This window comes from Calidithermus chliarophilus DSM 9957, from assembly GCF_000430045.1.
Taxonomy (GTDB): domain Bacteria; phylum Deinococcota; class Deinococci; order Deinococcales; family Thermaceae; genus Calidithermus; species Calidithermus chliarophilus.
On sequence record NZ_KE387023.1, the window covers coordinates 2,465,276 to 2,478,069 of the forward strand.

A 12,794-nucleotide genomic window follows, 5' to 3' on the forward strand; every position below is an offset into this window, starting at 1 on the left:
CCCTGGCCTACCGCGCCTCCACCCTCCTCTACGCCATGAAGGACCAGCCCACGCCCCCGCCCGACCTGTTCAGCCCGTCTCGAGACGCAGCAGGAAAAAGGCCCTGATCGTGTTTCCCACAAACACCCCCCGCGACCGGGGGGTGTTTTACCCCACCTGGCCGGGCTGGCTGGGCGGGGTATTCGTGGGAACCGCTTTGTAAAGGGCCTCTCCGGATGCTCCCCGCGCGTCTTATACCGGATTCAAAAAGATAATCATCCGATCCGAAGAGCCCCGGAGGCTATCTTTTTGAATCCTAGAGCACACCCCTCCCTGACGGTCGGCGAAGCAAGCGTATCCCTTCGGTCGGGTTAGTTCGCCGCCATCCGGCGCCGAACTAACCGAATCTGGTATTACGGCTGGCCGTACGGGAAGATGGGGTCGCAGTTGGTGTCGGTGCTGGGGGCCATGGTGTTCATGGCCTTCACGAAGCCCTTGGTCTGGTCGAAGTTGTAGGCCCGCACCCACACCTGCTTCTCGGTGGGCGTGACCACGATGGCGGGCCGGTTCTGGCCGTTGAGCTCGATCTTGTTGTCCCCGTTGGTGTCGAGGGCGATGAAGCCCACGACCTTCGAGCCCTTGGAGAAGAGGTCGAAGGTCTCGAGCTCGCCCACCTTGTTGTTGGCGTCGGTGCTGGGGTCGCTCACGCCGGGCTCGCTCACCCAGACCTCGAGCTTAGAGATCAGGCCGCTGGCCTCGAACTGGAAGTCGAGGATGGTGTCGCGGTCGGTGCAGAAGGTGGCCTGGGTCTCGAGCTTGGTAATGGTCGGCGGTACGGCCCGCACTTCGACGATGCCGCAACCGCTAATGAGGGCCGCGAGGGCAGGAATAGCTAAGAGTCTTTTCATGGAATTCACCTTATCGGGCGCTCATGAACGCGCGGTTAGTACCGGCTAAGTTGCGCAGGCTGCAATTGTTCGAGCCAGCCGATCTCGTGGCGCAGGTTGGCGCGGGCCACCTCCTCGAGGCCGGCGAAAGCCGGGGTGACGTAGATCTGCGGCCTCGAGAGGAAGGCGTGGAGCACCCGCAAGCGCCCCTCCCGGTACACCTCGGGCGGCACCCAGGCGTACTCCTGGCGGATGGCCCGGCTGTAGCGCCGGTACACCGCCTCCTCGGCCCCCAGGATGCTCAGGTCGGCGTCGAGCAGCAACCGGGTGGTGGGGTCGTCGCTGCGGTGGTGCTTGGTGGCGAGCACCATGCCGCTCACCCGGCGGGCGAGTTCCCGGCCCATGGGCTCGAGCGCCCGCGCCGCCAGTGCGGCGCTCTCCTCCTCGTTGGTGTTGCGCGTGGTGTCGTACACAGCGTCGTGGAACCACACGGCGAGCTCGAGGGCGGCCTTTTCCCGCACGGGGTGGGGCTCGAGCGCCGCGAAGAGGGCCTCGAGGTGGAAGAGGTTGTGGTAGCTGCGGTGCGGCTCCCCGTAGCGCCGCAGGAGGTCGTCGAGCACGCCGAACTGGACCTCTTCCGGGGCCTGCAGGCTCCGCATGAGGGCGTTCCAGCGCTGGATCAGGCGTTTACGCCCGCCGGTGCCGAGGGTGAAGAGGGCCACGGGTGCATGGTACGGCAAGGTGGGGGAGGGGGGGTAGCCTATGGCCGGACGCTGATAATGCCGATAGCCGATAGCTGATAGCCGATAGCCAAACGCAAGACGCTAAACGCAAGACGCCCCTCCCTCCGGCCGGAGGGAGGGGAAGGGGTGGATGGGAAGGCTGACGGCTGTTAACCCAGCCGCTCCAAGTTGGCCCGGATGCGCTCGAGCTGGGCCTGGTTCTCGGCCAGGCGTTCGCGCTCGGCTTCGACCACCTCGGGCTTGGCCCGCTCCACGAAGCCGGGGTTGGCGAGCTTGGCCTGGGCCTGGGCCACCAGCTTTTCCAGCTCGGCCAGGCGCTTCTTCTGGCGCTCGAGGAAGCTGCTGAGGTCGCCCTCGGGCTGCAGGTAGACGGTGGTGGTGGGGGTGGCCTGGGCGATGGCCTTGGCGGGGGTGCCCAGCGTGGCGTCGGCCTTGCCCAGGAAGCGGAAGAGGGCCAGGTTCTCCATCACCAGCGCGGCGCCGGGGCCGTCGAGCTGCACCGCGATCTCCTGCTGGGGCGCGATGCCCAGCTCCGAGCGCAGGTTGCGCGTGGCGGTGATGGTCTCCTGCAACGCCTCGAAGGCGCGTTCGGCCCCCAAGTCGCGCTCGCCCGCGGTGGGCCAGTCCTGCAGGGCGAGCTGCTTGGGGTCGCCGGTGAGGGCTTCGTAGAGCTCGGAGGTGATGAAGGGCATGATGGGGTGAAGCAGCTTGAGCAGCGCGGCGAGGGTGGTCTCGAGGGTCTTCATCGTCGCCTGGTTGCCCTCGCGCAGCGCGGGCTTAGCGGCCTCGAGATACCAGTCGCAGAACTCGCTCCACACCAGGTCGTAGATCAGGCGGGCCGCACGGCCCAGGTCGTAGGCTTCGTAGGCCTCGGTGATCTCTGCGATGCCCCGGTTTAGCCTCGAGGTCATCCAGCGGTCGGCGAGGGTCAGGTCTTCGCGTTTTGCCTCTTGCGTTTGGCGTATCGCGTCCTTGTTCATCAGGACGAAGCGGGTCGCGTTGTAGAGCTTGTTGGCGAAGTTGCGCCCCTGCTCGTAGCGCCGCTCGTCGTGGCGGATGTCCTGCCCGCCGGTGGCGAGGTAGTCCCAGGCGAAGCGGCAGGCGTCGGCGCCGTACTTGTCGATGAGCTCGAGGGGGTCGATGCCGTTGCCCTTGCTCTTCGACATCTTCTGGCCCTTGGCGTCGAGGTAGAGGCCGTGCAGCACGATGGTGTGGAAGGGGGCCCGGCCGGTGAACTGGTAGCCCGACATCTGCATGCGCGCCACCCAGAAGAAGATGATGTCGTAGCCCGTCACCAGCACGTCGGTGGGGTAGTACTTCTCGAGGTCCGCGGTCCGGTCGGGCCAGCCCAGGGTGCTGAAGGGCCACAAGGCCGAGGAGAACCAGGTGTCGAACACGTCCTCGTCGCGGCGCAGCTTTAGGTGGGCTAAAGCAGGGTCCTTGTCGCAGTCGAGGTCGGGGTTGGAGGGGTCGGGCACGTAGATGTTGCCCTCCTCGTCGTACCAGGCGGGGATCTGGTGGCCCCACCACAACTGCCGCCCCACCGCCCAGTCGCGGATGTTCTCCAGCCAGTCGCGGTTCACCTTCTCCCAGCGCTCGGGCACGAGGCGCATCTCGCCCTTGTCGAGGCCGGCCAGCACCTTCTGGGCCACCGGCTTCATCCGCACGAACCACTGCGTCAGCAGCATCGGCTCGATGGGCTCCTTGGTGCGCTCGGAGAGGGGGAGCTGCACGGTGTGGGTCTCCACGCCCTTGAGGTAGCCCTCGGCCTCCAGGCGCTCGGCCACCTTGAGCCGCGCCGCGAAGCGGTCGAGGCCGCGGAACTCCTCGGGCACCAGCTCGCCCGCCAGCTTCGCGTTCAGGTCGATGACGCTGGGCATCTCGAGGCCGTGCCGCTCGCCGATCTCGAAGTCGGCGGGGTCGTGGGCCGGGGTGATCTTGAGCGCGCCGGTGCCGAACTCGCGCTCCACCGCCTCGTCGGCGATGATCGGGATGAAGCGGTCGGTGAGGGGGATGCGCACGCGCTTGCCGATCAGGCCCCGGTAGCGCTCGTCCTCGGGGTGCACGGCCACCGCCACGTCGGCGAAGATGGTCTCGGGGCGCTGGGTGGCGATCCGGATTCCGCCTAGGTTAGCGGCATCGCCGCTATGGCCTACGGCCACCCCCTGCTCGCCGTCTTCGAAGGGGTACTCGAGCACGTAGAGCTGGCTCTGGCGCTCCTCGCGGTCCACCTCGAGGTCACTGAGCACCGTCTGGGCCACCGGGTCCCAGTTCACGATGCGCTTGCCGCGGTAGGCCAGGCCCTGGTGGTAGTACTCCACGAAGCTGCGCCGCACCGCGCGGGAGAGGCCTTCGTCCATGGTGAAGCGCTCGCGGCTCCAGTCGCAGCTCGCCCCGATGCGGCGGAGCTGGTAGAGGATGGTGCCGCCGTTCTTCTCCTTGAAGTCCCACACCCTCTCCAAAAACTTCTCCCGGCCCAGGTCGTGGCGGCTCTTGCCCTCCTTGGCGAGCTCGCGCTCGACGAGCACCTGTGTGGTGATGCCCGCGTGGTCGGTGCCGGGGAGGTAGAGCGCCTCGTAGCCCTGCATGCGCTTGAAGCGGACGAGGGTGTCGATGATGGTGTTGTCGAGCGCGTGCCCCAGGTGCAGGTTGCCGGTCACGTTGGGCGGGGGGATCACGATGGTGAAGGGCCCTTTGCCCTTGCCCGCGTTGAGCTCGGGCCCCAGCGGGTTCCTGGCCCACTCCTCGGCCCAGCGGGGCTCCACGGTCTGGGGGTCGTACGCCTTAGGCAATTCCTTGGTGGCTTGACTCATAGTCGCTCCTTCAGTCGGGGCAGCAATTCGCCGAGTTCTTCGGCCAGCTCGAGATCTCCGATGGGCACGAAGCGGTGGCGGTAGACCATGCCGCTGTCCTCCTCGCCGTTGAGGACGCGGTGGTCCCAGGCGTCGGGGGTGTGGGGCGGGGCCTCGAGCCAGAAGAAGTGCTGGCGCTCCACGCGCCGGGCGCGGGTGTGCTCGAGGGCGGGCCGGTACTCGCGCGTCCCCAGGTAGACCGGGCCCTGCAGCCTCAGGCCCGACTCCTCCCACACCTCCCGCACGGCGGCCTCGGCGGGGTCCTCGTCCGGCTCGACGCCCCCAGCGACCACCTGCCAGCCGGGCTCCAGGCCGGGGTCGTCGTGCTCGAAGACCAGCAACTCGCGCTTCCCCCGGGTGACGTAGCACACCACGCGCTCGCGCACCAGCCGGGCGCGGAGCTCGGGCAGGAGGAGGTCTAAGTCCCAGGGGAGGGCGAGGCCCTCGAGCGGCACGAAACGGTGGTGGTACGTGAAGCCCCGATCCAGCTCCCCGTGGCTCACCACGTGCGACCAGGCGTCGGGGGTGGCGGTGGGGGCGGCCAGCCAGACGTAGTGGAAAAGGTCGTCGTACGCCTGCCCCCGGAACACGTAGGGACGGCACACCGAGCCCAGCAGGACCGGGTGGCGCAGCTCGAGGCCCGTCTCCTCCCACGCTTCGCGCACCGCCGCGGCCAGCGGGTCCTCACCGGGCTCGAGCGTGCCCCTGGGCACCTGGGGCATCGGGACGTCGGGCTCCGCCTCCAGGTGGTCGAACACCAGGATTTCGCGGCCTCGAGTTATGTACACCACCACTTTCTCCGCCATCCCACGCCTCCTTTCTCCACAACAAAAACGCCCGCGCAGGCTCTGCTGCACGGACGAGGAAAACCCCGTGGTACCACCGCGCTTCCGATGGAGGCCGAGGGCTTAGGGTCGAGGGTCAAGGGCCTTTCAATTGTTCGGCTCTAGACGCTGGACTCCGGGCTCTAGACGCTCCAAAGGCACTCGGACGTGCTGTGACGGGCACTCCCGGCAGGCTCTACTGGGCCATGGGCTGTTCTTCCTGCTGGCTCGCGGGCGACGTTCGGTTTCCTCTCTCCAGACCGCCTTCCAGCCTATGAGCGGTCCTCTCTGGGGAGCGGGGGGAAACCTACTCCTCCCGGTCGGCGCCTGGCTCGAGTATACACAAGAGCGCTTGGGGGGTTGTCGAGGGTCGATAGCCGATGGCCGAGCGCGGGGCGCGGGTCGTACGTCCTACGCCGTACGCCAAACGCCAAACGCAAAACGCAAAACGCAAAACGCCAAACGCAAAACGCAAAACGCTAAACGCAAGACGCAAGACGCAAAACGCAAAACGCCAAACGCAAGACGCAAGACGCAAAACGCAAAACGCGAGACCCTGGACGCCTTAGCCCTCGGCCCTGGGCCCTCGACAAGCCACGAGTCACACGCCACGGGTCTTGGCCTTCTGGTGAACGGTCTTCACAGCGCCCTCAACGCCTCGAGCGCCACCTCCTCCAGGCTGCGGCCCGGGGGGTCGGGGTGCTGGCTTCCCTCGCGGCGGGTTTCCTCGCGTACCCAGGCGTCGGTGCTGGGGTGGTGGGCGATCAGGCTGCGGACTTCGGCGGCTAGGGGGGGCTCGAGGTCGCGGGTCATCCCGGCCAGGGCGCGCAGGGCCAGGGGGGCGGCTTCCAGGCGGAGGGCCTGCTCGAGGGCCAGGCGGTAGTGGGCGCGGCTCTCGGCGGTCTCGCCCAGGGCGGAGTAGGTGCGGGCGAGGTGGTTGTAGGCCAGGGCTTCGCCCCAGGGGTGGTGGCCGAGCTGGAAGCGCTCGAGGGCCTGCCGCTGCAGGCGCAGGGCTTGCTCGGCCTTGCCGTCGCGCATCGCCAGGCGGCCCAGGCCCACCAGCGCCCGGCCGATGCTCACCGGGTCGCCGGTCTGGTAGGCGGCCTCGAGGCTGGCCTGAAGCCGCTCGCGGCACTCCTCGTTCTGGCGTTCGATGCCCGCCACGGCGCCGAGCCAGAGCTGGGCGGCGGCCTCGCTGAAGCGGTCGCCGAGCTGCTGGCTGAGGGAGAGGGCCTGGCGCAGCAGTTCGCGGGCCACGCCGTACTGGCCCTGGGCGATCCAGGCCTGGCCCAGCCCGGTGAGGGCCAGGCTGGTGCCGCGCAGGTCGCCGAGGGCGCGGTAGTGCTCGAGCGCCTCCTGGAAACGCGGGCGGGCGGCCTCCTGCTGCCCGAAGCTCAGGGCGACGAGCCCCAGGTTGTACAGGCAGTTGGCAGCGCCCCAGCGGTGGCCCGCCTCCCGCCGCAGGGCCAGGCTCTGCTCGAACAGCTCCTGCGCGGCGCGGGCGTGGCCTTCGCTGAGCTCGACGAGCCCCAGGTTGTTCAGGCAGAAGGCCCGCTCCTGGGGGGCGTCGGCCAGGGATAGGGCGCGCTCGAGGCTCCGCCGGGCCTCGCCCAGGGCGCTCAGGCGGTAGAGCAGGCGCCCTTTGCGGGCGAGCACCCGGGCCTGGAGCCCCGGCGTGGGCAGGCTCTGCGCCTCAGCGAACCACTCGACGCCCTCGCGGAAGCTCCCGCGCAACTCGTGCAGCAGGAAAACTGCGTCGCTCATCGGCTCGAGGAGGGCCGGTTCGTGGGCCACGGCCCACTGCCACGCGGCGTGCAGGTTGTCGCCTGCCGCGCTCAGGCGGCGCAGGGCCGCGTGCTGGTCGCCGCCCGTCAGCGACCGGGCTTCCCGGTGCAGCAGGGCCGCGAAGTGCCGGGCGTGGGCGGCCCGGGTTCCGGCGGGCACGCGGGGGCTGAGGTGCTGGCGCACCACCTCGAGGATGCGGAAGCCCGCTTCCTGGCGCTGCAGCAGCGCGCGGTCGGTGAGGGCGGCCAGCAGGGTGGGGGAGGCCTGGGCCACCTGCCGGGCGGTCTCGAGGTCGAAGCCGCCCCGGAACACCGCCAGCCGCTCCAGCGCGGCCCGCTCCTCGGGCCGCAGGGCCTCGAGGGTGGAGTCCAGCACGGCCTTCAGGCTGGCGTGGCGCCCCCGGGGCTCGCTCAGGGAGCCGTCGAGCAGGTCGAGGTCGTGCTCGAGGTGCGCGGCGATGGCCTCGCAGCCCATCAGCCGCACCCAGGTCGCGGCGAGCTCGAGGGCCAGCGGCATCCCCGAGAGCTGGCGGCAGATCCGCCCGATGGCCTGCCACTCGGCGGGCGCCGGGGCGAAGCCGGGCTTCACCCGCTCGGCCATGGCGCGGAAGAGCTCGGCGGCGGGGCTGCTGCGCACGGCCCAGCTCTCCCCGGCCACCGCCAGCCCGTGCACCTCGTAGACCCACTCGCTGTGCAGCCGCAGGCGCTCGCGCGAGGTGAGGAGCAGCTTTAACGGCGCCTCGCGCAGCAGGGTCTCGAGCTCGCCCGGTTCCTCCAGCGCTTCGGCCTCGTCGAGCACCAGCCAAGGGCGGGTCTCGCGCATGCGGTGCAGCAGCGCTTGCAGGGCATTACCCCGGCCCAGCAAGGGCAGCCCCAGCGCCTCGGCCAGGCTCGAGACCAGCTTGCCTCCGCCCAGGCTCACCCAGTGCAGGGCCTGTCCCTGCTGCTGAAGGCGCTCGGCCACGGCCAGCGCCAGCCGGGTCTTGCCGATGCCGCCGGGCCCGACGAGGTTGAGCAAGCGGCAGTCGGGCCGCTGCAGGAGCAGCAGCACCTCCTCGATCTCCTGCTGCCGCCCGACCAGCGGGGTGGGCGGGGCCGGGAGCGCGGGGGCGGGGCTGGAGCGCGCCGGCTCGAGCAGGGCCTTGGCCTCGGCGGAGGGCTCGAGGCCCAGCTCCTCCCGCAGCGCCTTCTCCAGGCTCTGGTACAGCCGCAGCGCCCCGGCGCGGTCGCCCTGGAGCTCGAGCAGCCGCATGGCCTGGAGGTAGGGCCCCTCGGCCAGGGGGTCGGCGACGATGGCCTGGCGGCAGTACGCCAGCGCCTCCCCGACCTGCCCGGCCTCGGCCCGCCGGGCGGCGAGGGCGGCGAGGGCCTCGAGGTAGCGCTGCTGGAGCCGCTCACGGCCCTGCGCCTGCCACTCCTCGAACCCGAAGGCCCCCTTGAGCTGCAGGCCCTGCAGGAAGGGGCCCCGGTACAGCCCTACGGCGCGCTCGAGCTCGCCCGCCTCCAGCGCCGCCTCGAAGGCCCACAAGTCCACCCACAGGTGCTCGCGGGAGAGCGCGAGGGTCTGGGGGTCGAGCTTCCGCAGCGCCTCGCCCAGGGTCTGGCTGAGCCTCGAGACCTCCTGCCGCAGCGAGGCGCGGGCCTGCTCCTCGGCGTTGTCGGGCCACAGCAGCCCGGCCAGCTCGGCCCGTGCGCTCCCGCCTGGCTGCGCGGCGACGTAGGCCAGCAGCGCCAGCGACTTCCGGGTCGCCAGGTAGACGCGCTCGCCGCCCCGCTCGAGGCCCACCGGCCCCAGCAGGTAAAGGCTGGGCCTGCTTTGCCCTGGGGCTTCGGCCCGCTCGGCCAACGGGGGCACCGGTTGGGGGGCGATCATGGGGAGACTATGCACCCCCCGGGTGCTCACCCGCCAGGCCAAAAACTGCTCATACCCGATTCGGTTAGTTCGTCACCGTTCGGTGACGCCGCCCCGCCTTGGCGGGGCGGCCGACCGAAGTTATCCGCGTGGCGGAGGGCGGTAGCGCCCCTTGGAAGGGATACGCTTGCTTCGCCGACCGTCAGGGAGGGGTGTGCTCTAGGATTCAAAAAGATAGCCTCTGAAGGTCTTTGGTTTGGGTGATTATCTTTTTGAATCCGGTATCACGGCGGTCGTGCGCTGCCTAGCCCCCGGAGCCGCTCAACCGGCGCAGCAGGGCGCGGGCGTCGGCGGCGCCCCAGTGCTCGACGATCCGGCCGTGCCGCAGCCGCAGCAGCTCGAGGCTCTCCAGCCGCACCTCCTCCCCGGTAGGGGCCACCCCCAGGAAGTCGCCGCGGTGGGTGCCGCGCCACCGGCTCCGCACGGCGACGCACTCCCCTTCGGCCACGCAGTCCTCGACGGTCACCTCGAGGTCGGGAAACCCCGCATGGAGCAGCGCGTACAGCCGCTTGGCCCCCTCACGCCCCGCCGGCAGCCCCAGGACCTCCGCGACGTGGTCGAGGCAGTCGGGCGCCAACAACTCATCCACGGCGCCCAGGTCCCCCCGGTTGATCACCGCGTCCATGAACCGCCGAACGATGCTCTTGTTGACCTCCGACACACTCCGACCTCCCTGGAGGGCAGTGTGCCAGGGGGGGTGTGAAAAGAGCGTCAAAGGGGGTAGGAGGTGTGCAGCCCGTGGTTTGTCGAGGGCCGAGGGCCGAGGGCCAAGGCGTCTTGCATTTTGCGTTTCGCGTTTGGCTTTTTGCGTACGACGTACGACGTAGGACGTACGACCCGCATCCGACGTACGACCCGCTATCGGCTATCGGCGTTCGGCCATCAACCACCGGCCCTCCCCACCGCAAACCCCGTGAGGCAAACCACTCCGCACCCCGACAGATACGGCCAATGTGACCTTTCCCGCCTTCGGATATCGCGCTGCTCACTATCCTTAGAAGGATGAGTGGCGTGAACGAAGCCTCGGTGCTCGAGGCGCTCAAGACGGTGAACGATCCCGAGCTGCACAAGGACCTCGTGAGCCTCGGGATGGTGGAGAAAGTCGTGGTCGAGGGGGAGAAGGTGGGGGTGAAGATCAACCTCACCACCCCGGCCTGCCCGCTCAAGGGCCAGATCGAAGCCGACGTGCGGGCCGCCTTGGCCCGCATCGGCGTGAGGGAGCTCGAGGTGCACTTCGGCGCTACCGTGCGCGCCCCGCAGAACCTGCCGCTGCCGGGCATCAAGCACGTGGTGGCGGTGGCCTCGGGCAAGGGCGGGGTGGGCAAGAGCACCGTGGCGGCCAACCTGGCGGTGGCGCTGGCCCAGGAGGGCGCTTCGGTGGGCTTGCTCGACGCCGACATCTACGGCCCCTCCCAGGCCCAGATGTTCGGCACCCAGGCCGAGAAGCTGCGGGTGGACGAGCAAAAGCGCATCGTGCCGCTCGAGCGCTACGGCATCAAGCTCGTCACCATCGCCAACATCGTGCCCGCCGGGCAGGCCATGGTCTGGCGCGGCCCCATCCTGCACGGCACCCTCAAGCAGTTCCTGCACGAGGTGGCCTGGGGCGACCTCGACTACCTCATCGTGGACATGCCCCCCGGCACCGGCGACGTGCAGCTCTCGCTGGCCCAGCTCACCAAGGTCTCGGGCGGCGTGATCGTGACCACCCCCCAGGACGTGGCCCGCATCGACGCCGAGCGCGCGGTGGACATGTTCAAGCGGGTGCAGGTGCCGCTGCTGGGCATCGTGGAGAACATGTCCTACTTCGATCAGGGCGGCCAGCGCGTGCACATCTTCGGCCAGGGCGGCGGGCGGCGGATGGCCGAGGCCTACAAGACCGCCTTCCTGGGCGAGGTCCCCATCGCCGTCGCCGTGCGCGAGGCGGGCGACGCCGGGGTTCCGGTGGTGCTCTCCGCGCCCAACAGCCCCGAGGCCCAGGCCCTGCGCCAGACGGCCCGCGCCCTGGCCGCGCAGCTCTCGGTGCAGAGCTACATGCTCCTGCCGATGGCGTGACGGGCCTATGGGAGCGGCTTTAGGAGGGGAGGAGCGATGGTAGGTTTGGGGGATACCAAGCTGAAAATCCTCGAGCACCTGCGGCAGTCGCCGGCTACCGCGGCCGAACTCTCCGAACTCATGGGCATCAGCAAGGTGGCCGTGCACCGCCACCTCGAGGACCTGAGCCGCGAAGGGCTGGTCAGGGGCCGGGAGGAGAAGTGCGCGGGCCGGGGCCGCCCCCGCCAGGTGTTCACCGCCGTCGACGAGCAGACCCCCTACGTCAAGCTCTGCAGCGACCTGCTCGAGCACATCAACGACCTCTTCGGGCGCGGCGCGGTGCTGCAGGTGCTCTCCCTGCGCAACGCCAAGCTGCTGGCCCAGGTGGGCCCGCTGCTGGAGGGCCTGCCGCTGGAGCAGAAGCTCTGCCGCCTCGCCGAGTACCTCACCGAGCAGGGCTACCAGGCGACGTGCTACCGGCAGGACGGGCGCTGGTACCTGGAGCAGCAACGCTGCCCCAAGCTCGCCCTCTCCACCGAGCACTACGACCTCTGCCAGACCGAGCAGGAGTTCTACCAGCAGTTGCTGGGCCTCCCCGTCGTGCGCGAGGAGCGCATCGCCGCGGGCGGGCGGTGCTGCCGTTACCGCATCGGCTGAGGCCCGGGGTGAGGGTTTCTCATCCCCCTGCCACGATTCCCCGCGGCATCTCGGCCACAATGAGCCGGACCATGAGAGCGCTCGTGCCGCTACTGTTGGCTTTTTCCGCCCTGGCCATGGCCCAGACCGACCGCCTCGAGGGGAGCACCTGGGAACTCCGCCGCATCGGCCCGCGGGAGGTGGGCGCGGGCGATAAGCCCACCCTGCAACTGGCGGGGGGCCGTTTCGGCGGCTTCGCCGGGTGCAACCGCTACGGCGGGAGCTACCGCCTCGAGGGCGGCCGCCTGGCCTTCGGCCCCGTGACCAGCACCAAGATGGCCTGCGCCCCGGAGCGGATGGAGCTCGAGCGCGCCTTCACCGAGTCGCTCGCCCGGGTGCAGCGCTACTACCTCGCCCCGGACGGCCAGACCCTGGTGCTGTGGGGCGGCGGGGCCAGCCTGCGCTTCGCCCGGGCGGGGGAGGCTCGAGCGGGCACCAGCCCGCCGCCCGGCAAGGTGCTGAGCGTCGAGCCCGAAGCCCAGCCCTGCCCCGGCGAGGCCCAGCGCCGCTGCCTGGCCCTCGAGGACCTCACCCCCGGCGGCTGGGGCCGCTTCGCCCTACCCGAGATCGCCGGCTTCGCCTTCGAGCCCGGCTACCGCTACACCCTGCAGGTCGCGGTCGAGGGCGGCTCCACCCCCCAGACCGCCCGGCTGCGCCTGCTCGAGGTCGTCAGCCAGAAGTGGCTGGGCCCCGTGCCCGAGGGGATCGTGCTCGAGATCGCCCCCACCCTGGAAAACTGCCCCGGCACCGCCTCCCGCAAGTGCCTGATGATCCGCGACGTCCGGGGCGAAGCCAAGAGCCCGTGGCGCCCTTTCTCCGGCACCATCGAGGGGTTCAAGTTCGAGGAAGGCTACCTCTACCGCATCGTGGTGTCCTTCGAACGCCAGCCCGACCCTCGAGCCGGCGCCACGTCGCTGCGTTACCGCATGCTGCGGCTGCTGGAGAAGATGCCGGTGGTGCGGTGAGGGGTGTTGATAGCCGATAGCCGATAGCCGAACGCCAAACGCCTAACGCCGGTCGTACGTCCTACGTCGTACGTCGTACGCAAGACGCCAAACGCAAGACGCGGGGCGCCTCGTTCCCCCC

The 12,794-nt window shown here is 69.8% G+C and carries 9 protein-coding genes; 3 read left to right on the plus strand and 6 right to left on the minus strand.

Translation table 11 applies throughout. The features are described 5' to 3' along the window. Positions 1–392: 392 nt before the first annotated feature. From MEICH_RS0111960 to MEICH_RS0111985, 6 genes are all read right to left on the minus strand, one after another. Positions 393–887, minus strand: coding sequence for a hypothetical protein (locus tag MEICH_RS0111960; RefSeq protein WP_157202756.1), 495 nt, complete (start codon positions 885–887; stop codon positions 393–395). Positions 888–922: 35 nt separating this feature from the next. Further along, complete coding sequence (locus tag MEICH_RS0111965; protein ID WP_027892810.1) at positions 923–1,588, minus strand: HD domain-containing protein; 666 nt, start codon at positions 1,586–1,588, stop codon at positions 923–925. 170 nt (positions 1,589–1,758) lie between these two features. Continuing rightward, positions 1,759–4,422 carry a valine--tRNA ligase gene (locus tag MEICH_RS0111970; protein WP_027892811.1) on the minus strand — a complete coding sequence of 888 codons (2,664 nt, stop codon included), beginning with the start codon at positions 4,420–4,422 and terminating at the stop codon, positions 1,759–1,761. Then, entirely contained in the window at positions 4,419–5,267 is an 849-nt protein-coding gene (locus tag MEICH_RS28740; RefSeq protein ID WP_051304122.1) for an NUDIX domain-containing protein, read from the minus strand. The genes MEICH_RS0111970 and MEICH_RS28740 overlap by 4 nt, the downstream gene beginning before the upstream one ends. Positions 5,268–5,924: 657 nt before the next feature. Beyond that, positions 5,925–8,942: an ATP-binding protein gene (locus tag MEICH_RS0111980; RefSeq protein ID WP_027892813.1), complete on the minus strand. Its 3,018-nt coding sequence runs from the start codon at positions 8,940–8,942 to the stop codon at positions 5,925–5,927. 283 nt (positions 8,943–9,225) lie between these two features. After that, positions 9,226–9,642, minus strand: a complete 417-nt coding sequence (locus MEICH_RS0111985; RefSeq protein WP_027892814.1) for an ester cyclase — start codon at positions 9,640–9,642, stop codon at positions 9,226–9,228. Between the two features lie 341 nt (positions 9,643–9,983). On the opposite strand from MEICH_RS0111985, the gene MEICH_RS0111990 reads away from it, so the two are divergent. The 3 genes from MEICH_RS0111990 to MEICH_RS27185 all read left to right on the plus strand — a co-directional run bounded on the left by MEICH_RS0111990 (position 9,984) and on the right by MEICH_RS27185 (position 12,673). Next, entirely contained in the window at positions 9,984–11,033 is a 1,050-nt protein-coding gene (locus tag MEICH_RS0111990) for an Mrp/NBP35 family ATP-binding protein (RefSeq protein ID WP_027892815.1), read from the plus strand. A 36-nt stretch (positions 11,034–11,069) separates the two neighbouring features. After that, positions 11,070–11,669 (plus strand): helix-turn-helix transcriptional regulator, encoded by a 600-nt coding sequence (locus tag MEICH_RS0111995; protein WP_027892816.1) that lies wholly within the window; start codon positions 11,070–11,072, stop codon positions 11,667–11,669. Positions 11,670–11,740: 71 nt separating this feature from the next. Next, positions 11,741–12,673, plus strand: a complete 933-nt coding sequence (locus MEICH_RS27185; RefSeq protein WP_169730663.1) for an META domain-containing protein — start codon at positions 11,741–11,743, stop codon at positions 12,671–12,673. Positions 12,674–12,794: the final 121 nt, after the last annotated feature.

Coding starts and splice junctions, on each gene's coding strand:
- MEICH_RS0111960 (WP_157202756.1), bottom strand. CDS start 887: ATGAAAAGACTCTTAGCTATTCCTGCCCTCGCGGCCCTCATTAGCGGT.
- MEICH_RS0111970 (WP_027892811.1), bottom strand. CDS start 4,422: ATGAGTCAAGCCACCAAGGAATTGCCTAAGGCGTACGACCCCCAGACC.
- MEICH_RS28740 (WP_051304122.1), bottom strand. CDS start 5,267: ATGGCGGAGAAAGTGGTGGTGTACATAACTCGAGGCCGCGAAATCCTG.
- MEICH_RS0111980 (WP_027892813.1), bottom strand. CDS start 8,942: ATGATCGCCCCCCAACCGGTGCCCCCGTTGGCCGAGCGGGCCGAAGCC.
- MEICH_RS0111990 (WP_027892815.1), top strand. CDS start 9,984: ATGAGTGGCGTGAACGAAGCCTCGGTGCTCGAGGCGCTCAAGACGGTG.
- MEICH_RS0111995 (WP_027892816.1), top strand. CDS start 11,070: ATGGTAGGTTTGGGGGATACCAAGCTGAAAATCCTCGAGCACCTGCGG.
- MEICH_RS27185 (WP_169730663.1), top strand. CDS start 11,741: ATGAGAGCGCTCGTGCCGCTACTGTTGGCTTTTTCCGCCCTGGCCATG.